Consider the following 24,213-nt stretch of genomic DNA (forward strand, 5'->3'; position numbering starts at 1 on the left):
GTGGTCTCTGGCGGGCCCGCGACGTCCGCGGCCCTCCCACGAACTGATCGGGTGAGCGGTGACCGAGGTCAGTCGGCGACGGTCAGGCCCATCGACCGGGCGGTGCCGGCGATGATCTTCTCCGCCTGCTCGATGTCGTTGGCGTTGAGGTCCGCCATCTTCTTCTCGGCGATCTCGCGCAGCTGGGCGCGGGTCACCGAGCCGACCTTCTCCTTGTGCGGGACGCCGGAGCCCTTCTGCACGCCGGCGGCCTTGATCAGCAGCCGGGCGGCGGGCGGGGTCTTCAGGACGAAGGTGAAGGTGCGGTCCTCGTAGACGCTGATCTCGGCGGGGACGATGTCGCCCCGCTGCGACTCGGTCTGCGCGTTGTAGGACTTGCAGAACTCCATGATGTTCACGCCGTGCTGACCGAGCGCGGGGCCGACCGGCGGCGCCGGGGTGGCCTGGCCCGCCGGCAGCTGAAGCGTGAACGTCTTGACGAGCTTCTTCTTCGGAGGCATGTCTCTTCCTGGGGCTTGGAACTGGGATTTTCGCCGGTCCGCGGGCGCGCACGGTCAGCGCGGCGCGGACAGCCGACGTTCTAGGGTAGCGCAGCCTTCCGTGGCCTCCGCCGCCGAGGTCAGGCGGGCGCCGAAACGACGCGCCGGCGGCGGGCCGGGCGGCCCACCACCGGCGGAGGCGTACGTCAGATCTTGGCGACCTGGTTGAAGTTGAGCTCGACCGGCGTCTCCCGGCCGAAGATCGACACCAGCACCTTGAGCTTCTGCTGGTCGGCGTTGATCTCGCTGATCGTCGCCGGCAGCGAGGCGAAGGCGCCGTCGGTGACGGTGACCGAGTCGCCGACCTCGAAGTCGAGGACCTTGACCTCGGGCTTGGCCTTCTTCTCGACGGCCTCGACCGCCGGGGCCAGCCACTTCAGCACCTCGTCGAGGCTCAGCGGGGCCGGGCGGTCGGCCCGGTCGGTCGCCCCGACGAAGCCGGTGACGCCCGGGGTGTTCCGGACGCAGGAGTAGGACTCGGCGGTCAGCTCCATCCGGACCAGGATGTAGCCCGGGAAGACCTTCGCCTGGACCTGCGACCGCTTGCCGTTCTTGACCTCGACCTCTTCCCGGGTCGGCACCTCGACCTGGTAGATGAAGTCCTCCATGTCGAGGGAGGTGATCCGGGTCTCGAGGTTGGTCTTGACCTTGTTCTCGTAGCCGGCGTACGAGTGCACCACGTACCAGTCGCCGGGGGCGTAGCGCAGCTTCTGGCGCAGCTCGGCGACCGGGTCGAACTCCTCGTCCGCGGGCTCGGTGGTCGGGAATTCCGGCTCGCTGGCGGCCTCGACCGACTCCTCGTTGGCCGCCGTCGCCACCGTGGACTGCTCGTCCGGCGTCTCGGCGGTCTCGTCGTACTCAGGCACGCTCGCTCACTTCCGTCACTATCGCTGTTGGCCCGTCAGCTGGCGTTGCCGAAGACGAACAGCACCGCCTTCGCGAAGCCGTAGTCCAGGCCGGCCACGATCGCCAGCATCACCGCGACGAAGGTGACCACCACGGCCGTGTAGGTCAGCAGCTCCTTGCGGGTCGGCCAGATGACCTTACGCAGTTCGGCCACGACCTCGCGGAAGAACCGCGCGATGCGGGCGAAGAGCCCGATCCGCTCGGTGTCCTTCCGGGTCTTGCGGCCCTCGGTCGACTCGGCGCGGGCGCGCTTGCGCGTGGCGGTGCCGCCCCGGGAAACCGGCTCGTCCTCCGCGTTGGTGGCGTCGTCGTCGGCCACGTCGTCGACGATCGCGTCCTCTTCCAGACGCTCGTCGCCGGCGTCCTCGCCGCGCCGCTTGCTCTCGGCCACTTCGCCCTCCGTGCGGGATATCGGGTCGCACGCCGATGGTTGGCGTGCGCGGCGTGTGGTCACGCCGGCCGGACCAACCGTCCCGCGACGGGCCGCGGCCGGCGGACCGGTCGGAAGGGCCCCGAATGCCTCGGAACCACCCCGCCGGTGCCACCACCACGGGCCGGACGCCGCCGTACGGGCGGCGCGACCCACGGGAACGGTCAGGCCTGAGGCGCAGGGGTGACAGGACTTGAACCTGCAGCCTGCGGTTTTGGAGACCGCTGCTCTGCCAATTGAGCTACACCCCTGTGCGGCGACGATCACCCCACCCGAGCACGCGGTGCCGGGCAGGGGTCACTTGCCCCACGGCGGACCAGTGTACGGGTAGTCGTGCGACTTTCCCAACCGGTCTACCCCTCGCGCGTCGACAGGTTGCTCAGCGAGGCGTCCGGATCGTCGCCCGGGCCTGCGACAGCACCTTCTCGCCGAGGCAGGTCGCGGTCACGTCGAGCCTGGTCAGGCCGTCCTCGGTCACCTCCTTGACCACCGCGGCGACCTCGATCTCGGTGCCCTCGTCGGTGTCCGGGACGACCACCGGACGGGTGAACCGGACCCCGAAGTCGACCACCGCGTCCGGGGCGCCGGCCCAGGTGGTGACCGCCCGGCCGACCAGCGCCATGGTGAACATGCCGTGGGCGATGACCCCCGGCAGGCCGACCTTGGTGGCGGTCCGGTCGCTCCAGTGGATCGGGTTGAAGTCGCCCGAGGCGCCCGCGTAGCGGACCAGATCCGCGCGGGTCACCCGGAACGTCTGGGTGGGCAGTTCCATGGGTCAGGCCTCCCCGCGTACGACGATCTTGGACCAGACGGCGACCACCGGCTCGCCGGCGGCGGTGCTCACGTCGGTGCGGGTGGTCAGGAAGCCGTGGCCGCCCCGGTTGGTGACCTCCTCGATGGTGTTGACGCAGACCAGCTCGTCACCGGCGGTCACCGGCCGGGTGTACGCGAAGCGCTGGTCGCCGTGCACCACCCGGCTGTAGTCCACGCCGAGCGCCGGGTCCTCGATGATCTGCCGGCTGGCGGCCATGGTGACGACCACCGGGAAGGTCGGCGGGGCGACCACGTCGCGGTGCCCGAGCGCCCGGGCCGCCTCCGGGTCGTGGTGCGCCGGGTCGGTGGCGCCGATGGCGGTGGCGAACTCGCGGATCTTTTCTCGGCCCACCTGGTAGGGGGCGGTCGGCGGATAGGTCCGGCCGACGAAGGACGGGTCCAGGGACATGCCCGCGAACCTACACGTAAAACGCGAACGCCGATCCGGGCGGGACGGGCGGCGCGGAGGCCGCCGTCCGTGCGGATCGGCGTTCGGTGAAGCCTGTGGGACCGGGCCGGCAGGGCCGGCCGTGGGTCAGCGGGTCTCGCGGTGGACCGTGTGCTTGCCGTCCCGGGGGCAGAACTTCTTCAGCTCGATGCGGTCCGGGTCGTTACGACGGTTCTTGCGCGTGATGTAGTTGCGCTCCTTGCACTCCACACACGCCAAAGTGATCTTCGGCCGGACATCGGTCGCCTTCGCCACGGCGGAGTGCCTTCCTCGCTAACGGGTAACAACTACGGCGCATGAGCCTACGCGCTGATGGCGCGGACATGCAAAGTGGGCGCCTGTGGCGCCCATCCCACCGACCACCGGGAAGATCCGGAGGACGAGAGTAGCGGTGGCCGGACTTGAACCGGCGACACAGCGATTATGAGCCGCTTGCTCTGCCATCTGAGCTACACCGCCGTGGCGGGTCCAGCCGGACCCTTTGAGCCCCCTTACGGAATCGAACCGTAGACCTTCTCCTTACCATGGAGACGCTCTGCCGACTGAGCTAAGGGGGCCTGCTCGATCACCCCGTGGGGTGCCGCGCAGAGGAAACAGTACACGACCCCGCCGCCGAGGTGAAATCGGATCCCCCGTTGCCGCGTCCGCGCAGCTCAGGGAACCACCCGCAGGCGAGGCAGCTCGCCGGCGGGGACCGCCTCCGGGTCGACCTGGGCGGCGAACCACGCCTCCAGCCGCTCGTACGGCAGCGGCCGGCTGAACAGGAAGCCCTGGCCGATCTCGCAGCCGATGTCCTGGAGCAGCTCCAGGGTCAGTTCGCTCTCCACCCCCTCGGCCACCACGGCCAGGCCGAACTGCTGGGAGAGGGTCACCACCGCGTTCACGATCGCCAGATCGCCGGGATCGGTCGCCATCCCCTGGACGAAGGAGCGATCGACCTTCACCTCGTGCACCGGCAGCCGCCGCAGTTGGGCCAGGGACGAGTTGCCGGTGCCGAAGTCGTCCACCGAGAGCCGGACACCGAGGTCGCGCAGGCGCCGCAGGGTCGGAATGGGACGTTCGGTGCCGTCCAGCACCCCGGCCTCGGTGATCTCCAGCGTGAGCCGCTGCGGCGGCACGCCGTACTCGTCGAGCAGCTCCCGGACCAGCGCGGGGAAGTGCTGATCGGTGAGGGTACGCGCGGCCAGGTTGACCGAGACGGCCAGCGGCTGCTCGCCGTGCTGCCAGTCCCGGCTGCGCCGCAGGCTCTCCCGGAGCACGAACTCGGTGAGCCGACCCAGCTGGCCGGTGTGCTCGGCCACCGCGACGAAGTCGTCCGGGGCCACCGTGCCGTGCGCCGGGTGCTCCCAGCGGGCCAGGCACTCCACGCCGACCAGGCGGCGGTCCCGGAGGGTCACCTTGGGCTGGAAGTAGACCTGCAGCCCGCCGTCGTCGAGGGCGCGGCGCAGGTCCCCGGCGAGGCCCAGCCGGCGCAGCGACCTGGACTCCAGCGCCGGGCTGTAGAGCTGGACGTTGCCCGGGACGGACTTGGCCGCCGTCGCCGCCAGGTCCACCCGCTGGAGCAGGGTCACCGCGTCGCTGCCGTGATCCGGGTGCACCGCCACCCCGACGGCGGTGTCGACGTCCAGGGTGAGCGCGTCGAAGAGCATCTCGTCGCGGATCTGCTCGCGTAGCTGCCCGGCCAGCTCCAGCGCCGCCTCGGCGCTCTCCAGGCGCAGGGTGACCAGGAACTCGTCGCCACCGGCCCGCCCGACCAGCGCCGAGGAGGGCGCGCAGGTACGCAGCCGCTCGGCGACCTCGACGAGGACCTTGTCGCCGGCCGCGTGGCCGAGCGACTCGTTGACCTGGCGCAGCCGGTCGACATCGAACAGCAGCAGGGCGACCACCTCGCCCGGCGCCCTGATCTTGACCGCCTCGGCCACCGCGGCGGTGAGCCGCCGGCGGTTGGGCAGCTTGGTGAGGGCGTCGTGGTCCGCGTCGTGCCGCAGCCGGTCCACCAGGCGCGAGTTCTCCAGGGCGACCGCCGCGTGCGCGGCGACCGTCTCGAGCAACGGCACGTCGGTACGCACGAAGGAGTTGCTTGCGCCGAGCCGGTTGGCCACCTCCAGCGTGCCGACCACCGCCTGGCCGGACCGCAGCGGGACCACGATCACGTCCTTGATCCGCTGCTTCGACAGGGCGCCCCGCAGCTCCGCATCCCCGACCGCGCCGCGCCCGAGGACGACCGTCTGACCCTTCTCCCGGACCCGCTCCCGCAGCTCGGCCGGAGTCGGGGCCACGTCCAGCAGGCCCGAGTCGGCGATCCTGGAGGTCAGCAGGACCTCCGGGTGTCGGCTCTGCGCGGGTAGCCAGAGGGTGGCGTACTCCGCCTGCATCAGCGTGCGCACCCGGGCGAGCAGGGCGTCGGCCAGCGCGCCGTCCTGGCCGCTGCCGCTGACAGCCCGGCTCAACTCGTACATGTCGGCGAGGGTGCGGTGCTGCCGGAAGAACTGGGCATATGCCCGGTAGACCAGGGCCAGGGCACTGATCAACGCCGCCAGCAGCAGCAGGGACCACCAGGTGGAAGTGATCAGGATCAGGATGATCAGGCCGGCGACGATGTTGATGGCGGGCGCCACCAGCAGGGAGGGGGACTTGCGGAACGCCTCCCGACCCGTCTGCCAGCCCTGCAGGAGCGTGTACACGCCGGCCACCGAGGTCATGCTGACCAGGTTCACCATGATGGCGGCGGTGAAGAGGGTGACCCACGTGCCCGGCCCGACGCCTCTCAACGGCGGGAACAGTTGGAGCACCAGGACTGCCAGGGACGACCCGGCGGCCGCCCGGGCGACGTTGAACCACAGCTTGGTGTTGCCCATCCGGTGCCACAGGTGGGTGAGCACCGCGGCCACGGTGTACGTGACGACCACCGTGAGCGGTGGGGTCAGGTAGAAAGCGAGGACGAGCGGGATCTCGGTGAGCGTCACACCGACCGACTGCCGCCGAACGGTGAAGTTGAGGACCGGCAGGCCGGCGGCCACCATCGCGAGCAGCAGCACGATGGCCAGCGGCCAGTCACCGAACGGCCGCTCGGCCACCAGGCTGGTGAGTGTGGAGCAGACGACGGCGAAGAGGATGAGTGGGGCGGTGATCAGCCAGGCGTGGTCCGTGGAACGGACGCTCTTGCGACCCGGTCCCGCCATGCGTCGCCTCCCGCCTCGGACTGGACGATGCGCCGTCAGCGAGGAGCGGGCATGTTCCAGATGATGTCCGCGGTTTGCGCGTTCCCCAGGTCCACGCCGCCCTCGCCGACGAGGAAGCCGCTGAGAACGGCCGCGAATGCCAGTAGTGAGCCAAGCAGCCGGCCCAGCCTTCGACCAGACATCTTTGCTCCTGTCGGGGAAATGTCACAGGGATGGTGGGGGTTCCACGATCGTGCCACAACCCTGGGGAGCCGCAAAGCAGACGGACGGCTGATCGGGCGGCGGTCCCCGCAGTGGGAACCGATCAGCCACGGCAAGTCGCCAGTCGGCGGGGGGTGAGGGATACGACCGGCAGGCACATGCTGCAGGTTCAGCCCTTAGCCACATTCCCCGCGTCTGCCGCGAGCCGGGACTATTGCCCGACAGAGCGCCAGTCAGGACATCGGACGCGGATCGGACGCTCTGTCCGGCCGCGCGGCAGGGGTCACGGCGAACGCGCGGTGGCCTCCGAGGAGGACATCACTTCCGGCGACGGCCGCTCGGCGACCAGCACGCCACGGGATCGCGAGGAATTCATCACCATCAGCATGCCGCGTCCGAGCGCACAGCGCCAGACCCGCTCCTCACCGTAAGTGAATTTCGTCCCGGACGGCCCGTGATCGGTTGCCGACCCGGGCAGGTGAAGGCCGCGGACCGGGCCGCGAAGGGCGTGGACGGCGTCGGGGCCGGGCTGGCTGAAGATCGCGCGTACCCGGGTGCGAGATGCAGCGGAAGGGTGTACCGGATCGCACCCGATGATCAACGCCTTGCAGGGGTTGCCCCCGGCCGTGACGATGAGCGGACCACGGAGGGGAGCATTCATGGCAGCACCCAAACATCCAGTCGAACAACCGGTCTTCCGGTCGCTGATGCTGACCTCCCTCTTCCTCGGCGTGGTGTTCGTGTGCGCTGCGCAGTCCAGCGCGAACAGGAACTTCCTGTATGGCGTCACGCTGGTGGCGGCGCTGTTCTTCGCCATCTTTGTCGTCTCGTTCGGCCTCTACTGGCTGGCATGGGTGCTCAGGGAACACGAACTCTGGCGCGAGGGACGCCAGGGCGAGGAGGAGTAGTCCGAACCCCGATCAGGATTCCTGCGGCGACTCACCGGAGGGCTTGGTCTTACCCCCGTGGCTGCCGCAGGCCAGATTGGAAGCCTCTCCGCCGTTCCGCGCGCGCCGAGGAAGGCGGCGACCTCGGCGTCCCGGCCATCCGCTGCTGGGGCGTAGTAGCGAGTCGTGACGCTGGCGTTGGAGTGACCCAGCCGGCGGGCGGCGACCAGGATGCCGGCGGGGAGAGCTCGGCCACGAGCCGATCGACGTGCTCGGCGGTGAGGGCGTCGGCCAAGGCCGCCGGCGTCACACGCAGATGAGCCACAGCGAACCCGAGGCGACACCGGACGACGACGGCCGGGCTGGCGCTGGGTTCGTGCCAGCCAGGTCGACTCGGACGCAGCCTCTGTGATTGTGATCCGACAGCTGATGTGCGACGCAGCTCTGCCAGGTGATGTGCGACAGATCCGGCAAGCTAGGGGCGACAGGATGGCCGCCGTCGCAGGTCCTCTCGTGTCGATGTCCGCTGGTTGCTCCTGGGCGACGGTCTGGAATGCTTCGCCCATGCCTTCCTACCCGCCTACCTTCGCCGACCAGGTCGTCGCACAACCAGCCCGTGCCCAGTTCGAGGCGTTCCTCGACGAGCACCGCGACGCGCTCAATCGCTGCTTGGACGGGCTGACAGAGGAACAGGCGCGCAGATCCTTGGTGGCCTCCCGGACCACGCTGCTGGGTCTCGTGAAGCACGCGACTTTCGTCGAGAAGGTCTGGTTTGACGAAGCCGTCACGTGCCGGTCGCGCGCTGAGATCGGCATCCCTGCGACGTCAGAGGAGTCGTTCATCCTCGATGACGACGACACGATCGCCACCGTCCAGCACGCACACCGCGAAGCCTGCGAAGCATCACGCCGTGCGACGTCATCCCTGGGTCTGGATGACATCCTTCACGGGCACCGGCGGGGCCCGCTCCCGCTGCGGTGGGTGTATCTCCACGTGCTTCGCGAGCTCGCCCAGCACTGTGGGCACGCAGACATTCTTCGAGAGCAGCTCATCAACGAGTAGTGCGCGGACGTCCGCTCATGGCGGTCAGCCCGCTGAGGGTGTCGTAGATCAGTCGGCGGACGCGTGCCGCGCATCAGTCGACGGAGTACAAATGGTGAGCCGGCTGCCCTGCCGAATTGAGGTGTTCTGATCAAGGTGCCGCCGCTCCGCGCGGCGCGGGGCGGTGCCGGGGCGGAGAGCCATCGACTGCCGCCGGAACGCCGCCCCCGAGTAGGCCGAGCAGGATCATGACTAGGCCGTACGGAGGGGTTGGACCCAGCCGGACCCGCGAGACAAACGACAACGGCCCCGGATCAGCATTCCTGCTGGTCAGGGGCCGTCTTCGCACCTGGTGGCGGGTAGAGGATTCGAACCTCTGTAGCTTTCGCGACGGATTTACAGGGCATCCGCGATCTTGTACGAGTCAGCCGCGCTGAGCTGCTGTTTCTCTTCCCGATCCAAGCTCCGAACGGCCGGCCGCCCACTATCTGCCCACGCCCACAGATACTCAGGCTCCTGGCAGGACCAGACCATCCGGAGGACGCCCGCCGGGCCAATCGTCGAACGTGGGCCGGACGTCGAACGCTGCCCCCAGGAAGGACACCCGCCCGCCACTGAACACCGATCCGCCGAAGGACATTGCCCCGCCACTGAGTACCGCCCTGGAAAAGTGCACCGCTCCGCCACTGAACTCCGCCCCGTCGAAGGACACCGCTCCGCCACTGAACACCGCCCTGGAAAAGTGCACCCGCCCCCCGGTGAACTCCGCCCCGTCGAAGGACACCGCCCCGCTACCGAACACCGCTCTGACGAAAGACACCCGTCCACCGCTGAACAGCGCCCCGACGAAGTCCACCTCCGCGCCTGTAAACATCGCCCTGTCGAAGGACACCCGGCCTCCAGCGAACACCGCCCCAACGAAAGACACCTGCCCACCACTGAACAACGCCCCAGCGAAGGACACCTGCCCACCAGTGAACCTTGCATCCGAGAAGTCCCCGCCGTCGAAGACTGCGCCGGTGAAGTCGAAGTCATAGCCACGCCATGAGGCCGCATCGTCTTCAGTCAGGCGTAAGCGCCTGCTGACGAGGCGAATGACGGTATGACGCACCTCCCGCTCCTCGCGAGCGGCTCGGGCCGTGTCCGCGTCCACGATCGGCACCTGGTTGTCGGCCTGCGCCAGCGCTTCGTTCGAAGCGTCCGGGGGCGAGGTGTAGGGCATGCGGAGGTATGCGCAGAGGACGTCAATGCAGGTCTGTCGCCCCTCCCGCCAGTCATCAGCAAGGCCGGCCATGGCATAGACGCCCGCCAGACGGACGGCTGCCTTCTCCGACCCGAGCTGCTCGGATGCCTTGGTGAAGCGTTCGTTGAACAGCCGGACGCCGTTGCGATCAATTTCGATCTTCGCCCGCTCGTCGGCCGCCACAGCAAGAGCTTTGGTCACTTCGGCACGTAGATCAGCAGCGTGTGCCAGTTTTTGATCGAGTTCTGCCAAGGCGTTTGCGTGCTCTGCTACGCGCTGCCGCCGATAAGCGACCACCAAAGCTACGACACCGCCGATGCCCGCCACAACGGCGAAGACAAGCTTCAAGAGGTCGAACAGCGTGCCTGCTGTGACCGTTCCATCTCGCCGAAGGCCAGGCCAACCGGCATACCAGAACGCCGCAGCGACCAAGCCCCCGATCAGCAGCAACGCAGCCGCGACAGCCAGAGCGATTGACCGGCGGATGCCCCAGAGCCGCAGCTCCGGAACGGGGCCATTAACGGCTGGAATAGGACCAACCGCGACATGAACCTCAGGCCGAATCGAGTCTTGCGACGCGGGCAACTTCACCCTCTCCTTTTAGCGCACCTCGTCCACACCCCCCACGCACAGCCCGACACCCCGAACATCGCCCAGGCTGGCAGCACCTCACGCTAGTGCGTCGCCGATCTTGTCGTTCATGGTGTCGTCTCCCCCGTCGATGCAGTTCGCGTAGACCCGGAGCAGCACAGCGACGCCGTGGCCCAGGCGCCGGGCAACCTCGGTCGGCGGGACGCCGGCGTTCAGCCAGAGCGAGGCCGCAGCGTGACGCAGGTCGTAAGGGCGCCGCGCCAGCGGCGAGGGAACCTGAGCCTCGGTCAGTGCCCGCTCCCGCGCGAGCTTCCACCACCGGTCGTACACCGACTCCGACAGCGGCCCGCCGTGCAGGCCACGGAAGAAGCGACCATCTGGACCAACGCCGTGATTCTCGACGTGTGTGCGTAAGAGCTCGACCAGCCGGGGCGGGATCGGGACGGTCCGGGTTTCCTGCCGCGCGCGGTGCTTCAGCCCACGCCGCTCGTGCGAGCCGCCATCGTCGGTCCAGTGCGACCCGGCCCGCGGCGAGGTGCCGGCGAGCACCAGGCGGCCCCAGCGATATTCGATCTTCTCGTGATCGCACGACGCGGAGGGCTTCACCGCCGCCAGGTCGTCGAAGTCGGCGCCGCAGTCGACGCACCGGCCGGGAAGGTCGCAGTCCTCCCGCCGCAGGTCGGCCGCTTCTGAGGGCCGCATGCCCGCGTAGTAGAGGCAGCCGAAGAAAGCCGTGACCTTGTCGGCCCGTTTGCCGAGAGATTTCACCGCCTCCAGCAGCGTGGCGACCTGGGCCGGGTTCGCCACCACCCGCCGGTCGATGGACTGCGCCACCTCCGGAGCGGTCCACTGCACTCGGTCGACCGGGTTGGAGTCGATCAGCTCCAGCTCGACGGCGTACCCGAGGGCGTTGTAGAAGGTGGCCCGCTTCCGCTGGACGGTGGAGGCAGCCGCGGGCTTGCCGTCGAGGCGTACGCAGAGGCTGTCGAGGACCCGGCGCACCATCGCGGGCGAGTCCAGCTCGACCACCGGCAGGGACGCGGTTTCCAGCCAGGCCAGCGCCGCCGCGTGTTCGGCCGGGACCTCCTCCGACCAGCGACGCGGGTTGAGGCCATAGAGGTACAGCGCCTCACGAAGCAGGGCGTCATCCGGTCGGCCCCGCTTGGTCGGCCGGGTCAGGGTCACCGTGATGGAGGTCAGCGCCTCGACGATCGAGCGCCGGGTCTTGGCCGCCGCCCGGGGCCACTTCATCTCGACGTACGCGCGGCTGTGCGCGTACCAGGTGGTGGGGTTCTTGGTTCTGGCCTCGGAGACCGGGCGGCCGGTGGCCGGGTCGAAGGGCTCCCCCGCGTTGGCCGCCTGGACCAGCTCGGCGCGGAACGAGTGCGCCAGAGCCTTGGTACGGAACATCTCCTCGAAGCGCCGGCCGGCCACCGCCCAGCGGACCCGCCAGGGCCGAGCCTTCCGGTCGGCGCGCTTACCGATCTCCCAGATCTGGACCTCGTAGCTCTTCATGCCGCGTCCTGCTCCAGCTCACCGAGCCACCGTCCGAGGGCGGACCGGCGGACCCGAAGCTGCCCGTTCGGGAGCTTGATCACCCGCGGGCCCTTGCCGGTCTGCCGCCAGTAGAACCAGGTCGAGCGCGACACCCGCAGCTCGGCGAGCACTTCCGGCACGGTCAACAGCTCCTCGTTCAATGCGACTCCTCCCCCATGTCCTGCGTGTCGTGCTGACTTGCCGAAAGATCTGGCGGCCCCTGGGCGGCCCGGTCCTTGGCAGCCAGGAGTTCCGTCCGCCATCGGGCGCGTTCGCTGATCGAGCGCATGAGCCGGTGGGCCATCGGCCCCACGTCCGGGTCGTCGGGCCGAGCGAGTTCCCAGGCGTGCCGGACCCGTTCGGCGATGTCACCCTGGTCGTCGACGAGCTGCCCTGCGGTGGCGCTGTCGGTGGTGGCGCCGAGCAGCGCGCGGACCCAGGCCCGTACGTCGTGCTTGTGGTCGGCGAGGGTCTTGCCGGACCAGTCGCGGGAGATGAGGATGCGCCGGCCGCCGATGCCGAGGGTGTCGCGCTGGTGGACCTTGCCTTTGCAGCGGCCGGGCTTGAGCTTGGGGTGTGCCTTCTTCGGCTGGACGCCGTAGAGCAGCCAGTTAGCGCACCGGTCGGTGCACGGAGTGATCCGGAGTTCCTGCCAGAGCCGGTCGAGGTGGGCGCGTTGCCGGTCGGTGGTGAGCTTGTGGCAGTCGCCGGTGTGCTTGGTGATGTACTTCGTGACGTACCGGATGGTCCGCTCGGCGTCCTCGGTGCCGGGCATGACGCCGCGGGCGTCGACCTGGGCGCCGAAGCGGACGACGTGCACGGGTTCGGCGTACGGGTCGTCGTCGATGGCGTCGAGGGCTTCCGTCCAGGTGGTCAGCGGCTCGCGGGTGTCGGGGTCGACCCAGGTCGCCGCCTGCTCGTCCCAGACGGGGAGCCGGTCGAGCGTGTACCGCTGGACGTCGACCGTGGGCCACCACACCTGGTGATAGGTCGCCGCTGCCACGGTGCGGAGCACGTCGCGGGGGATGGTGCCCCGGATGGCGAAGTGCGCGTGTGGGGCAAGTCGACGTTGCGGCTCGACGCAGCCGGCGTACTGGACGTTCCAGCCCTCGCAGCGGCGCAGGTTCTGCCAGAACCGGTCTAGCAGTCGAGGGAAGTGCACGGCGTCCCAGGCGGCGCGGCGGTAGTCGTACCGGCTGGGGTTGACCGGGGTACCGTCCGGGCGGACCGGGCCGTACGAGTCGAGTGTGAGCGTGAGCCACATGGACGGTCGGTAGGTGGAGCCGTCCGGGGCAGTGTAGGTCTTGCCGACGGTGCGCCGCTCGACCTTGCGCCGGGGCAAGTCGGGGGCATCCTGACGCCGCTTAGTGGAACGCTTGCGCCGGCGGCCGGGCTCATCGTCCTGGTCGTCATCGACGCCCGCGTGGGGTGGCCCGACGTGCCCGCGCAGGCCCTCAGCCGCGATGGCCTCTTCCACCTCGCGGATAGCCTCGTCGATGTCGGCGACCTGGTCCCACTGGGCGGCGCGTACCGCCTCGTCGCGGGCGAACTCCAGGTGTGCCCGGAACAGGATCAGTGACTTCTGCGCCTCAGTCGCGGGTTCCGGGCCGGGTAGGGGCTCGTCGTCGCGGTGCCAGCCCTCGCGGATCTGGGCCTGCCGCAGCCGGCGGTTCTTCTTGGCGCACGGCGGGCACTTGTCCTCGCGAGTCGCCCCGCAAGGCAGGTCGATAACCTCGGTCAGCCCGGTGTCGAGGTCGGTGCGGCGCATGGCAAGCGGTCGGATGCAGACGCCGTACTCGATCGCGATCTGTTTGAGGACGTCGACCGAGCGGGGCAGCGCCATGCGGGCCGCCCGTGACCCCGGCCGAGGAGCAGCAGCCGGGGTCGGGGCGACGGGGGCGAGGCCGGGCAGGGTCGGAGCGGTCATCGGATGATCCCCACGACCTGGGGCCGGTTGTGCTGGACGCCGAGCGGAGGCAGCACCGCGGCCGATGCCGGCGGCATCACCGGAGCCGGCGGGGCCGGCTCGACCTGCTGCGGCTCGTCGTACCAGTCGGCCTGCGGCTGGTCCGGCTCAGCGGCCGGCGGTGCGGCGGGCACGCTGGACAGGACGACCTTGACCAGGGCGAGGAAGGCCAGCGACGGCACGGCCGCGACGATCCAGCCCCAGACGGACGGTTCGGCTTCCGCCACCTGGGCGGCGAGCGACAGCAGCGCGAACGCGACCAGGAGCACGCCGACCATGCCGACCGGCCGGCCGACGCGACGCCGGGCGCGGATCTCCAGCCCGAGGTAGATCGCCATCAGCTCGACCGCCACCGCGTTGGCCCAGCCGATCCAGTCGGGCTGCCCGTGCGCGACGGTCAGGTCATGGACGTGGGTGAAGGCGGCGGCGCCGGCCATGATGCCGACGGCGAGCAGGATCAGCAATCGCGCGCCGGACTCGGCGCGGGCGCGGATCATCGGCCGCTCCCGGGGTTGCGGACGACGATGGTGATGCGGATGCGCTGCCCGTCAAGGTCGCGGCGACGGTTGACCATGTGCGCCAGTCCGTGCAGGGCGGCGGCGAGCCGGTCCGGGGAGCCGTTCAGGTCGATGTGCAGCGGCTTGAGCCGGTGGGTGCCGAGGAAGAAGCGCTTGAGGGACATCGGTTACCTCCGGGCCGGGGCGACGCGGGTACGGATGTGGTCGGGCGGTTCGCCGAGGGAGGCGACCGCTTCGGAGAGGCAGCGCCACAGCGCCCATGCCTCGTCGGGGGTCAGGTACATGCGGCGCCGGCCGCCGCCCACTGCGAGATAGACCGGGTACGGGTCCGGCCGTTCCGGGTCGACGCGGACGGACACGGCGGTGCTGGTCGCGCCGTCCGGGTTCGGGGCGCGGAGCCGGTAGAAGGTCGGGGCGGTCACCGCGGCTCACCACCGTCGGCGTCCCGGTCGAGGAAATTCAGCAGCGAATCAGGCAGCAGCGGCCCGCGACGCGGCCGAGGCATCGCCGGGCGGGTTGGCTCGTCGGCGGTCTCCCGACCGACCTGGGCGAGGATGTCCGCCGCGTCGACCGGGGCCGCATACTCGGTGGCCAGTTCGCGGATGTGGTCGTCAGTGATGTACGAGAACCGCACGCGCGCCGGCTCCGGGGTGCCGTCGAGGATCACGTACCCGACGCCCTTGGCCCAGCGGGGCATCTGGTCGGCCAGAGCACCCCGGTTGCGGGCGCCGTCGCCCAACACCAGGTCGACCTGAGCCGCCTCGGTCAGGCCGAGCGCGATCCGGGTTGGGAAGAGGTCGCGGAACGGCAGCACCTCCTTGCGCGGGTCCTGCAAGGCGGCCACCACCAGGACGCCGACGCCGGCCCCCTGCGACAGCAGCAGCCCCAGCGAGGACGCGATGCGCTTGCGCAGGTCGACGTCCTGCAGGTACGCGGTCAGCGCCGCCATCTCGTCGATGACGACCACGACCAGGGGGTCAGCCTCGGTCGGGGTGCGCACCCGCACCGCGCCGGCCAGCCGGGTTTGCCGCTCCCGCATCACCTTCACGGCCTCGTCGAGGAGGTCCGCCATGGCCTCGAAGGACTTGCAGGCGAACCGGGCGAACAGCGGCCGACCCATGGCGAATTCCATGCCGCCCTTGGGGTCGATCACCCACAGCCGCACCAGACCGGAGGTGATCCCGCCGGCGAGGGCCCGAACCAGCGACCACAGCACCGAGCCCTTGCCGGAGCGGGTGGCGCCGCCGATCAGCACGTGGGTGGCGAGCAGGTGCAGGCACCAATGCCGCAGATCCTCGCGGCGGGCCAGCGGCAACGCAGTGAAGTCCGGCACCGACGGCACGTCGAACGGCTTCACGACGGTCCGCAGCGCATCCGTGCGGACCACCACCAGGTAGACCAGCGAGGGCCGGTCCCGGTACCGAAGCCGGTCCACCGCCGACAGCACGAGCGACCAGTAGCCGGTACGGACCGGCGGCTCCCCCGGACGCTCGGAGTAGACCCGGGCATGCCGTCGGCCGAACGCGTACGCCAGATTCGCGGTGACCCGCTGGAACTCCTCCGGCGTCTGGCCCCGCACCATGCGGATGGTCAGCACATCGAGCGCCTGATCCGACCGCACCCGCAGCAACTGCGGCAGGACGACCCGATGGTCGTACGTGCGGGTCAACCCGCACAGCGTCATGGCCTCCCGCCACGCCCGCCGGTAGACGAAGACCTGACGGATGCGACCCAGCACCGGGCCGGCGCACCAGGCCCACCAGGACGCCTCGTGCTTCCACCGCCACACCGCCGACACGAAGCCCGCCAGGACCAGCGGCACGATCAGCCCGGAGCGGCCGAACTCCCGATAGAGCAGTACCGCGGCCACCACCAGGCCGACGGAGACCGGGTGGCGAAGGCACCACCACAGACCGCGCCACAGCCACCGCAGCACCAGGCCCAGCGCGATCAGCCAGACCGGCAACTCCAGACGGCGGGGCCGGATCACCATCAGGTCCCCGGCCGTGGTCATCACGACCTCACCACGCGGCCGACGGATCATCGGGCACCCCGCACGACCGCCACCAGCACCCACCCGAAGGCAGGCATACCCTTGGACATGTCACTACCTCTCTCGCCAGAGCAGGGGGAAGAGACAGAGGGCGGGGCTGCCGTCCGCCAAGACCTGACAGCCCCGCCCCCACCCGAAGCGGCTACGCCGCCGCCTTCTTGGTCACGCCCGCCGGCGCCCGCAGCCCGGTCGCACGCAGCGAGTACGCCATCCGGCCGTTGTTGCTCACGTACGGCGTGACCGTCATGCCGTCGAACTCCACCGCCTCGAAGGGCGCACCCGTCGGCGGCACCGGCTGGTAGTCGGCGGAGATCTTCACCGTCGTCTCCCGGGACCGCTTCCCCAGCTCGGGGTCAAGGTCCATCACCCGGACCTGCCACACCCGCTGGCCGGTCACCTTGTCCTTCGCCGGGCTACGCCGGCCGGTCTTCTCGTCGTAGTCCTCGACCTCTCCCATGGACTCGGGCACCAACGCGCACCCCGCCGGGAACACGTCCTCGAACCGCACGGCGAACCGCGTGCCGCCTCGCAGAGCCATCGCTCAACCTCCAGCTTGTTAACTTGTCTGCCAAGTTGCGGTCCAAGGTAGACGGCACTTGGCAGACAAGTCAACAAGCTGGCGCGACCGCAGGTGCAGCCACGCCCGACCGACTACAAGGACGGCTCGGCCTAGAGGTCTCGATGTCGACGACCGGTCCACAGTGAGGTGGGAACTCGTCCTTCGACCCTCCACCGTGGATACTGTGGCGATGAGGCTACTCCGTGTTTACGTCTGGCTTGCCGGCGGACTAGTCGTTGGCGGCCTTGGCTACTACTTCTTTAGGCTCGGCCTTGATAAAGCCGACAAGGCCGCAAGCGTGGCAGGTCTGTTCATCGGGATTGTCGGCCTTGGAATCTCTGTCTATAACGCAATCGCCGCCTCTCGCTCCGCTAAGGACGCCACCAGAAAGCAATCCGTAGTATCGTCTCGGATTAGTGGAGATGTCTTTCAGGCAAGCAACGTATCTGGCAGCATTAAACTCAACTCAGGACCGAGTAGAAGAGGTATTTCCGAGGGCAACATCCCACCCTACGGATCGAACAATGGCCACCTCAAGATGGACGGCCAGACTGTGCGAGACTCTGATGTCCGCGGCCCTGTAAGACAGTTGAATGAAGTCGGCGGTGACGTCGAGGTAGACGGATGAAGTGGCGCTGGAGCCAAGGCTCCTACGAAAACCAGTCCATCTCAGATAGCACCGTCTCGGGGCACGTTTTCCAGATTTCTGGAACTAGCGGCGATGTGTCAATCCATGCCGACTGGCCAGCGGCAGATTTGACAAATCCCGGCAATCTATCGATCGTGCCGCCAACTGACCATCTCGGCCGCCCCATTCACGGGCGCCATGAGCTATTGAGCGAGCTGCTTAGATCCGTTGACGACGACGACAAGCCTGGCGATGTGAAGGTCTTATTCGGCCTCGGCGGCTGCGGCAAATCAACAATAGCCATGCTTCTCTCCGACCAAGCCAGGAGGCGAGGCATGGACGTGTGGTGGATTTCAGCGGCCAGCAGGAACACTCTGCACGACGGCATGCGCCAGTTGAGCAGCGCACTAGGAGCACCTCAAGGAAGATTGATACGCGCGTGGAGTGGTCAAGAAAGCGCGACAGACCTGCTTTGGGAACTACTAAACCGTCACGAGAAGAAGTGGTTACTCGTCGTCGACGGGGCCGACGATCCATTGATGCTAGCAGCAGACAATGCACCATTGAGTGATGGCAACGGATGGATTAGGCCGCCACTCCAGAGCCAGGGCTCGATAGTCGTAACGACGCGCGATAATAATGCCCGAAGATGGGCACCTTGGTGCAACCTCCAACCGGTCAACATGCTATCCCCAGCAGATTCAGCTACTGTCTTAATGGATTATGCCGGAGGTCTTGCGGGCAGTCGCCCAGAAGCCGAGAAGCTGGCAACTCGTCTCGGGTGCTTGCCCTTGGCCCTGCGCCTCGCCGGCACGCATATTGAGGCCAATACTAAAGTACCGTGGCCTGACGCCATCACTTCATACGCCGGATACCTCAGGGCACTAGAGGCCGAAATTGCCGAACTCTTTCCAGAACTTGACGAAGATAGTTCGACGTTCGGTGACCGGCAGGCACGCGAGCTTGTAGGGTGCACTTGGGAATTATCGCTCTCAGCGCTCGAGAAGCGCGGCATATCGCAAGCTCGCCGACTCCTACAAATGCTTTCGCACTTTGCAGATAGCCCGGTACCAGTCGACCTTCTAGAGCCGCAGGTTCTCGATCATTTCGGGGTTTTCGAGGCACCTACTAAGAGGAGCCTTCGTGCAAGCATAGAAGCACTGTCCGATCTCGGCCTGATTGACATTCGCATCCCTCAGCATTTGCCGGACCAAGCAGAAGCTCCTGCAGCTTCACTTGCCATCCATCCACTTGTGCGCGATGTGGGGCGATATCCAGGACGACTTCGAAAGCCCCAATCTATCTATCTTGCGGCGGCGACCGTTATGGTTGCGAACGGGACCAGCAAAGCCCCGCAGGATGACTGGACATCATGGCCAAGATGGGAAGCTCTGTCGAACCACGCTTTCTACCTACTCTCTGAAGCTCTACAAGCAACTGATGGCCGGGCCGACGTCATTGATGCCGCAGCTTTCGGCGCCTACCAGTCAGCACGCTTTTTGATGAGTCGGGGAGAGTTTGAGCGCGCCCAGATCGAACAGATTCGAGTTCTAGAGGCGTTGCGTAGGATCGGGAAGGAGGGACACCCGAATTCTCTAACAGTGCGCCACGACCTTGCTGTCTCTCTTGGCCGGCTCGGACGGTTGTCTGAAGCCGAACTCGAATTACGCACTGTTCAAGAACAAAAAAGCAGAATCTTTGGCCCAACTTCACCGGAGACCCTAGCAACAATTCATGCACATGCAGACGTACTATGGCAGCTAGGCGAGCTAGCGCGCGCCGAGGGTGAATATCGGCTGATCCTCTCAGTCAAGGATCGAGGTCCATCGTATCGGAACGTGCTAGGCACTAGAAACAACTTGTATCAAGTGCTTATGGAACAGGGCAAGCTGCCCGAAGCGGTTGCCGAGATAGACGGATTTGTCCATGACGCGGAGACAAAGGGAGTTGGCGGCACGGCGATCGCTCAGGCCCGTTTTGTTCGAGCTCGGATCCGTAAAGCTCAGGCAAGATTTGACGAGGCAATATCAGAGTTTCGCGAAGTGGCCGATCATCACAGCGCAACCTTAGGTGAAAGTCACCCTATCACACTATCGACGAAACATGAGTTAGGCGTCGCGCTACAAGAAAGCGGCGATGCGGCTGCTGCATGTCATGTTTTGCGCTCGGTCTTCCTAGCCAGAAGCAAGATGCAAGGAAGCGATCACCCTGAAACGCTAGCCACTAGACATCAGTTCGCTCTTGCTCTCCAAGAGGCGGGAGAACGTGAAGAGGCGCAGGCACATTACCGAGCAACGCTCAAACGCCGCTCAAAGGTGCTTGGCGAGCGTCACCCGCACACCCTTGCCACTCGCTTCCAGTTAGCCGTACTACTCGAAGAGTCCGGCGACTTGAAGAACGCAGAGGAAGAGTTTTTGAATGTGCTGATTGACGAGTGCTCCACAATTGGCGCCGACCATCCGAGCACACTAACAACTCGCGTACGCTTAGTGAACTATATGGTTCTTCGACAGCAGTGGCCCAGAGCATTCGAGGAGCTCGAACGAATCCTATCCGCCAGAAGGCGAATATACGGAAACGACCATCCGATTCCGCGCGACACAGAGCAAATGATAGCTTTCCTGAAGGCGAACATTTCAAGCTAGAGGAAGTGCGTCGATCCACAGCGGTGGCGCCAGAGGCTAGTCGGACGGTAGGGCCATCGAGCTCCGGGTAAGAGATGAGCATGGACCATGAACGCCGGGCAGTCGACGAGACACATGCACGTCCGACCGGAGTCGATGACGCTACTGTCGAAGCTCTGGGTGAACTGAGCAAGGCTTTGGAGACGATCCACCGGGTAAGGGGGCATCTGTACGCCGCTCACCAACTTGTAGGAGGCGCGGACCTGACACTCGACCGTGTGGTGGGTTTGCTGCGTTCAGCAGGACACGCGGAGGTAGCCGATCGAGTTGCTAACGAACTATTGGGAAGGAATTTGCTCCCAGGCCGCTGGACGTTCCAGATCATGGAGGAGTTCGACGATGGCTACTACGCCGCCTTCCAGGAGATCGAGCGAGACGCCCGCGAGAAGCTAGCCGGCGGCCGGCGACACATCTACGAGGCCGAGATGAAGCAGCGGCGCCGCACCCACGGCATGCCGGGGCATGAGGCTACGCCAGCGGAGGCGTGAGCGGCAGCCCGTTGGGCAGCATCGAAGTCAGGGCTTTCGCTCTGGCCTCGATGATTTTCATGCGTCCCTGGTACTCGGTGGGCTCCCGGTGCGCGGCTTGGCTGGTCACCTGGCCGGGCCACTTCCGGTACAGCAGGCCGTATTCCCGGGTGAAGTAGCCGTCGCTGACCGCGTTGGCGGCGAGCAGGAGGCCGGTGTCCTCGGAGGCGGGTAGGGCCATCCAGCCGCCCAGGGCGAAGACGAGGTCACGCCGCAGGCACAGCGTTGCAGGGTGAACGGAAGCCCGGTAGCCGTTGGCCTGCCAGAAGGACAGGACGGAGCCGCGGGCGACGAGGCCGCCGGCCGGATCTTTGTCCCAGCCGGTGGTAGACCCGTCGGGCAGCAGATCGAGTACCCGCGAGGTGGTCCAGCCGATCTGCGGGTGTGCGTCGAACGCGGCGATGTCCCGGGCCAGCGCTCCGGGCGTCAACTGGTCGTCGGCGTCCAGGACCTTGATGAGGTCCCCAGACACTCGTGACAGCGCCAAGGTACGAGCGACACCAGGCCCACCAGAACGGCCCGTACCGAGGCTGATCCGAGGGTCGTCGGGCAGCGCGTCGGCCAGCGCGCCGCTCTGGCCGTCCTCTTGGACCAGCCATTGCCAGTCCCACCCGTCGGGCATCTCCTGCTTGGCCAACGACGTGTAAGCGCCAGCGAGGTGCTCGATGCTGGGCGCATGGACGGGCGTGATGACCGAGACGATCTGCGTCAAGTTTTCCACCGCTGGAGTTTGTGGGAGTAGACAAGCTCGGTCCGGTCACCCGGCATCACCACGTCGGCGACCTCAACAACGCGGCCCGTGGTGTCGATCGAGGTCTTGCGGACGGTGAGCACCGAGACGCCCGGGTCGATGTCCAACAGTTCGGCCTCGTCCGGCGACGGCGGGCGGGCACGGATCTCGTCGTCGATCCGGTCCACCTCGACGCCGAGCGTGTGAAGCTGATGCTGAGTGCCGCCCGGCCAGGGCTCCTTGCTCTCGTCGAGCAGGTCCGGGTTCGCGGCCACCAGGTCGTAAGGCAGATACGAGTACGACATGGTCAGCGGCGCGTTCTCATGCCGAGAGGACGTCCAGTACACCCGGCGCAGCAGCGGCGTACCCGGCTCGACCCGAAGAGCCGCCGCCATGTCCTCGTCCGCTTCCACGCGGGTGTACTCGGCATGGAACTTGAGGTCATCGACGGTCAGGCCGGTGTCGTGCTCGGTGGCGCCGGTCTTTAACCGCTCGGCCTCGTCGAGCAGGACCCGGTCCTTCTCCCACTGGTACCGCTCGGCGTTGCGACGGCGTACCCGCTGCCGGGGCGCTCGCACGTAGGTGCCGCGCCCCTGCTCGGCCCGGACCAGGCCCCATTCCCGGAGCTGTCGGATGGCGTTGCGGACGCTGGTGCGGGACAGGCCGGATGAGTCGGCCAACTCGGTCTCGCTCGGCATCAGCGTGCCGGGGGCCAGTTCACCGCGCATGATCTTCGCCCGCAACTCCTCCGCGAGTTGCAGGTAGCGAGGGCGCCAGTCCCGGGCATGCACACCGGTCACCGTACCCCCTAGACGTTCCAACGTCTGCCAGGTGGTCCCCCCGGCCGGCCGCTCCGGCACCGGAGGGACCGTTACCGCCGCTCGCGATGACGGCGCGCGGCGCGGGCCTGGAGTGCGAGGCGTAGTCATGCCCCGACGGCCGCCGGTGTTCACCGCGTCTCCTCCGCCCGTCCGCACCGATCATCCGGCGCCCGCATTGCCTGGCGGGCCTGGGTCAGTTCGCCGATGAGCCGGTCCAGTTGCGCCGCCGAGAGGAGCACGGTTTGGGTGGCGCCGTAGCGGCTCGCGTCGAGCTTGAGGGCCAGGTCCCGACGCGCGAAGCGGTCGACGAGCAGTTGGACGCTGATCCAGCCGGTGCGCTCCCGCCCGATGGTGGCGATGAAGCCCCGATGCATCGGATCGTTCGGCCCGCAGCCCCGGCACCACCCCGGGCACGCGACAGCCGGGGTGGATGACTTCTGCTTGCTCTCGGCCGCGCTCACGTGCTCAGTCATCGTCGCTCCCGGCTCCGCCACCGGCCTGGGCCAGCAGACCGCGAAGACGCTCGGCCAGTTGGGCAGCTTGAGTCAGCGACAACTCTGCCCAGGCGTTCCCGGCCCGGCTGATCGCGTGCACCGCGATCAGCGGCGTCCGGGCGTCGACACCGATGAGGTACGCGACGACCATGCCACCTGCCCTGGCGTCGCCGAACCGGTACATCGGGCCGCGATGGCGGCGGGCCATGTGCGTCATCAGCGGCGGCACCAGGTGACCACAGCGGTCCGGGGCGCACCAGTCCGGGTGGCTCGTGACACTGGCCGGCTTGCTCGTACGCGTCACCGCGGCCACCGCCCACCATTGCCCCGATAGTTCTGAGCCAGCGTCATCAGCGGCGCGCACCGCAGCGCTGGCAACTCCCGCGTCGGCCCTACCGACCACCAGGGCAACGGCGGGACGGACGCCGGGCGTGGACCCGGCAGAGCGTTGCTGCTGGCCGTCCGGGCCGCCGGGCGCTTCCGGGACCACCAGAACGAGAACCACCGGTGCCGACGATGAGAGCCAGACATCGCACCTCCACAGGTAGAAGGGGACCGGTGGCCGACCACGGGGGAATGCGGCCGGCCACCGGCCCGGATGAGGCACGGCGCACCGTCCGACGCAGACGGGTCGGGTATCGCCGAGCCAACTTGTCCGCGCGGCTACCGCAACCGGTCCGACAGGACGCCGCGCGTCAGGTGCAACCAGGGCCGGCGCGGCACCACCCCTGATACGAACCGTCACCCTGGCCGCACCAAAGGAAACGTATCTACAAGTGGATGAGTTGTCTAGACGTCGAAGTGGATCGCTTGGTTGGCACTTGGTAAGACAAGTGCCAGGTACGGTGAGCAGGTGCCCACCCCGCACTACGGACAGCCCCGCTACCGCGTGATCGCCGACGAGCTGAGGGAACGCATCGAGAGCGGCCTGATCCCGCCGGGCACCCTCTTGCCGACCGAGAGCACCCTCACCGCCGAATTCCGGGCAGCCCGCGGCACGATTCGTCAGGCCATAGCCGTACTACGCGAGGCAGGCTTGGTGGCCACCGAACACGGCCGCGGCACCTACGCGAGTGCCCGACGGCACGAGAGCGGACTAGAAGAGGGGTCCGCCTCGGAAACACGAAAACGGCAGATCCCCGCGGACCCCGAGCTTGCAGCCCTCTTCGATGTCGATGTAGGCGCGGTTCTTATCGAACAACAGCGGGTCGACCGAACCAATGGAGTCGTCAGAACAGTCGTCAGAACCTACCGACTAGGGCGTGTCTCGAAGTAGGTGTGTCGGTGGTCGATAGATGGCGAGGTCTCCGGTAGAGGGTTTATCGACCAAGAAGAACCTGAACACCGGAGACCTCGTGGCCACCTTAACGGTGACGAGGCGGTTCGACCTGACCGACGCTCAGTGGGCGGTGCTGC

Annotated in this window: 28 protein-coding genes and 3 tRNA genes; 6 read left to right on the plus strand and 25 right to left on the minus strand. The window is 67.7% G+C overall.

What is annotated here, in order from left to right; genetic code table 11:
* Window positions 1–68 precede the first annotated feature (68 nt).
* The 12 genes from rplK to ACGFI9_RS27835 all read right to left on the minus strand — a co-directional run bounded on the left by rplK (window position 69) and on the right by ACGFI9_RS27835 (window position 7,180).
* Window positions 69–500 carry a 50S ribosomal protein L11 gene (gene rplK, locus ACGFI9_RS27780; RefSeq protein ID WP_073828960.1) on the minus strand — a complete coding sequence of 144 codons (432 nt, stop codon included), beginning with the start codon at window positions 498–500 and terminating at the stop codon, window positions 69–71.
* 185 nt (window positions 501–685) lie between these two features.
* Window positions 686–1,405 carry a transcription termination/antitermination protein NusG gene (gene nusG / locus ACGFI9_RS27785; protein ID WP_123240595.1) on the minus strand — a complete coding sequence of 240 codons (720 nt, stop codon included), beginning with the start codon at window positions 1,403–1,405 and terminating at the stop codon, window positions 686–688.
* Window positions 1,406–1,440: 35 nt separating this feature from the next.
* Window positions 1,441–1,836 (minus strand): preprotein translocase subunit SecE, encoded by a 396-nt coding sequence (gene secE / locus ACGFI9_RS27790; RefSeq protein WP_393182448.1) that lies wholly within the window; start codon window positions 1,834–1,836, stop codon window positions 1,441–1,443.
* Between the two features lie 217 nt (window positions 1,837–2,053).
* Window positions 2,054–2,126, minus strand: a tRNA-Trp gene (locus ACGFI9_RS27795).
* A 128-nt stretch (window positions 2,127–2,254) separates the two neighbouring features.
* Complete coding sequence (locus ACGFI9_RS27800; RefSeq protein ID WP_393182450.1) at window positions 2,255–2,647, minus strand: MaoC family dehydratase; 393 nt, start codon at window positions 2,645–2,647, stop codon at window positions 2,255–2,257.
* A gap of 3 nt (window positions 2,648–2,650) precedes the next feature.
* Window positions 2,651–3,097: a MaoC family dehydratase N-terminal domain-containing protein gene (locus ACGFI9_RS27805; protein WP_393182452.1), complete on the minus strand. Its 447-nt coding sequence runs from the start codon at window positions 3,095–3,097 to the stop codon at window positions 2,651–2,653.
* Window positions 3,098–3,223: 126 nt separating this feature from the next.
* Complete coding sequence (gene rpmG, locus ACGFI9_RS27810; protein WP_013288652.1) at window positions 3,224–3,391, minus strand: 50S ribosomal protein L33; 168 nt, start codon at window positions 3,389–3,391, stop codon at window positions 3,224–3,226.
* 131 nt (window positions 3,392–3,522) lie between these two features.
* A tRNA-Met gene (locus ACGFI9_RS27815) sits at window positions 3,523–3,595 on the minus strand.
* 25 nt (window positions 3,596–3,620) lie between these two features.
* Window positions 3,621–3,693: transfer RNA gene (locus tag ACGFI9_RS27820), tRNA-Thr, on the minus strand.
* Between the two features lie 96 nt (window positions 3,694–3,789).
* Window positions 3,790–6,318: a putative bifunctional diguanylate cyclase/phosphodiesterase gene (locus ACGFI9_RS27825; protein WP_393182454.1), complete on the minus strand. Its 2,529-nt coding sequence runs from the start codon at window positions 6,316–6,318 to the stop codon at window positions 3,790–3,792.
* 35 nt (window positions 6,319–6,353) lie between these two features.
* Window positions 6,354–6,500, minus strand: a complete 147-nt coding sequence (locus ACGFI9_RS27830; protein WP_393182456.1) for a hypothetical protein — start codon at window positions 6,498–6,500, stop codon at window positions 6,354–6,356.
* Between the two features lie 302 nt (window positions 6,501–6,802).
* Window positions 6,803–7,180: a hypothetical protein gene (locus tag ACGFI9_RS27835; protein WP_393182457.1), complete on the minus strand. Its 378-nt coding sequence runs from the start codon at window positions 7,178–7,180 to the stop codon at window positions 6,803–6,805.
* Here ACGFI9_RS27835 and ACGFI9_RS27840 point away from each other — a divergent pair.
* Both ACGFI9_RS27840 and ACGFI9_RS27845 read left to right on the plus strand, forming a co-directional pair.
* Window positions 7,179–7,427: a hypothetical protein gene (locus ACGFI9_RS27840; protein WP_393182459.1), complete on the plus strand. Its 249-nt coding sequence runs from the start codon at window positions 7,179–7,181 to the stop codon at window positions 7,425–7,427. The two genes, ACGFI9_RS27835 and ACGFI9_RS27840, sit on opposite strands and share 2 nt — an antisense overlap.
* Window positions 7,428–7,970: 543 nt before the next feature.
* Window positions 7,971–8,468, plus strand: coding sequence for a DinB family protein (locus ACGFI9_RS27845; RefSeq protein WP_393182461.1), 498 nt, complete (start codon window positions 7,971–7,973; stop codon window positions 8,466–8,468).
* 487 nt (window positions 8,469–8,955) lie between these two features.
* On the opposite strand, the gene ACGFI9_RS27850 is transcribed toward ACGFI9_RS27845, so the two are convergent.
* From ACGFI9_RS27850 to ACGFI9_RS27890, 9 genes are all read right to left on the minus strand, one after another.
* Window positions 8,956–10,281, minus strand: a complete 1,326-nt coding sequence (locus tag ACGFI9_RS27850) for a pentapeptide repeat-containing protein (RefSeq protein ID WP_393182463.1) — start codon at window positions 10,279–10,281, stop codon at window positions 8,956–8,958.
* A 78-nt stretch (window positions 10,282–10,359) separates the two neighbouring features.
* Window positions 10,360–11,796, minus strand: a complete 1,437-nt coding sequence (locus ACGFI9_RS27855; protein WP_393182465.1) for a tyrosine-type recombinase/integrase — start codon at window positions 11,794–11,796, stop codon at window positions 10,360–10,362.
* Window positions 11,793–11,978, minus strand: a complete 186-nt coding sequence (locus ACGFI9_RS27860) for an AlpA family transcriptional regulator (protein ID WP_091594889.1) — start codon at window positions 11,976–11,978, stop codon at window positions 11,793–11,795. Before ACGFI9_RS27860 ends, ACGFI9_RS27855 begins: the two co-directional genes overlap by 4 nt.
* A complete protein-coding gene (locus ACGFI9_RS27865) occupies window positions 11,975–13,744 on the minus strand; it encodes a replication initiator (RefSeq protein ID WP_393182467.1) in 1,770 nt (589 codons plus the stop codon). Before ACGFI9_RS27865 ends, ACGFI9_RS27860 begins: the two co-directional genes overlap by 4 nt.
* Entirely contained in the window at window positions 13,741–14,280 is a 540-nt protein-coding gene (locus tag ACGFI9_RS27870; RefSeq protein WP_393182469.1) for a DUF2637 domain-containing protein, read from the minus strand. The genes ACGFI9_RS27865 and ACGFI9_RS27870 overlap by 4 nt, the downstream gene beginning before the upstream one ends.
* Complete coding sequence (locus ACGFI9_RS27875; RefSeq protein WP_393182471.1) at window positions 14,277–14,465, minus strand: hypothetical protein; 189 nt, start codon at window positions 14,463–14,465, stop codon at window positions 14,277–14,279. Before ACGFI9_RS27875 ends, ACGFI9_RS27870 begins: the two co-directional genes overlap by 4 nt.
* Window positions 14,466–14,468: 3 nt before the next feature.
* A complete protein-coding gene (locus tag ACGFI9_RS27880; protein WP_393182473.1) occupies window positions 14,469–14,723 on the minus strand; it encodes a hypothetical protein in 255 nt (84 codons plus the stop codon).
* A complete protein-coding gene (locus ACGFI9_RS27885; RefSeq protein WP_393182474.1) occupies window positions 14,720–16,315 on the minus strand; it encodes an FtsK/SpoIIIE domain-containing protein in 1,596 nt (531 codons plus the stop codon). The genes ACGFI9_RS27880 and ACGFI9_RS27885 overlap by 4 nt, the downstream gene beginning before the upstream one ends.
* Before the next feature lie 181 nt (window positions 16,316–16,496).
* Complete coding sequence (locus ACGFI9_RS27890) at window positions 16,497–16,892, minus strand: transcriptional regulator (RefSeq protein WP_209963292.1); 396 nt, start codon at window positions 16,890–16,892, stop codon at window positions 16,497–16,499.
* A 211-nt stretch (window positions 16,893–17,103) separates the two neighbouring features.
* On the opposite strand from ACGFI9_RS27890, the gene ACGFI9_RS27895 reads away from it, so the two are divergent.
* From ACGFI9_RS27895 to ACGFI9_RS27905, 3 genes are all read left to right on the plus strand, one after another.
* On the plus strand, window positions 17,104–17,541 hold the full coding sequence (locus ACGFI9_RS27895; RefSeq protein ID WP_393182476.1) for a hypothetical protein: 438 nt from the start codon (window positions 17,104–17,106) through the stop codon (window positions 17,539–17,541).
* A complete protein-coding gene (locus ACGFI9_RS27900) occupies window positions 17,538–20,186 on the plus strand; it encodes a tetratricopeptide repeat protein (RefSeq protein WP_393182478.1) in 2,649 nt (882 codons plus the stop codon). Before ACGFI9_RS27895 ends, ACGFI9_RS27900 begins: the two co-directional genes overlap by 4 nt.
* A gap of 74 nt (window positions 20,187–20,260) precedes the next feature.
* On the plus strand, window positions 20,261–20,713 hold the full coding sequence (locus ACGFI9_RS27905) for a hypothetical protein (RefSeq protein ID WP_393182480.1): 453 nt from the start codon (window positions 20,261–20,263) through the stop codon (window positions 20,711–20,713).
* Here the strand turns inward: ACGFI9_RS27905 and ACGFI9_RS27910 are convergent.
* The 4 genes from ACGFI9_RS27910 to ACGFI9_RS27925 form a co-directional block, all read right to left on the minus strand.
* Window positions 20,694–21,473 carry a glycosyltransferase family 2 protein gene (locus ACGFI9_RS27910; protein ID WP_393182481.1) on the minus strand — a complete coding sequence of 260 codons (780 nt, stop codon included), beginning with the start codon at window positions 21,471–21,473 and terminating at the stop codon, window positions 20,694–20,696. The two genes, ACGFI9_RS27905 and ACGFI9_RS27910, sit on opposite strands and share 20 nt — an antisense overlap.
* Window positions 21,461–22,282 carry a GntR family transcriptional regulator gene (locus ACGFI9_RS27915; RefSeq protein WP_393182483.1) on the minus strand — a complete coding sequence of 274 codons (822 nt, stop codon included), beginning with the start codon at window positions 22,280–22,282 and terminating at the stop codon, window positions 21,461–21,463. Before ACGFI9_RS27915 ends, ACGFI9_RS27910 begins: the two co-directional genes overlap by 13 nt.
* A 149-nt stretch (window positions 22,283–22,431) precedes the next feature.
* Window positions 22,432–22,776: a precorrin-4 C11-methyltransferase gene (locus ACGFI9_RS27920; RefSeq protein WP_393182485.1), complete on the minus strand. Its 345-nt coding sequence runs from the start codon at window positions 22,774–22,776 to the stop codon at window positions 22,432–22,434.
* Window positions 22,769–23,026, minus strand: a complete 258-nt coding sequence (locus ACGFI9_RS27925) for a hypothetical protein (protein ID WP_393182487.1) — start codon at window positions 23,024–23,026, stop codon at window positions 22,769–22,771. Before ACGFI9_RS27925 ends, ACGFI9_RS27920 begins: the two co-directional genes overlap by 8 nt.
* 624 nt (window positions 23,027–23,650) lie before the next feature.
* Here ACGFI9_RS27925 and ACGFI9_RS27930 point away from each other — a divergent pair.
* Window positions 23,651–24,073, plus strand: a complete 423-nt coding sequence (locus tag ACGFI9_RS27930; RefSeq protein ID WP_393182489.1) for a GntR family transcriptional regulator — start codon at window positions 23,651–23,653, stop codon at window positions 24,071–24,073.
* Window positions 24,074–24,213 lie beyond the last annotated feature (140 nt).

The sequence above is a fragment of the Micromonospora sp. NPDC048930 genome, from assembly GCF_043197935.1.
In the GTDB taxonomy this organism is placed as follows: Bacteria; Actinomycetota; Actinomycetes; order Mycobacteriales; family Micromonosporaceae; genus Micromonospora.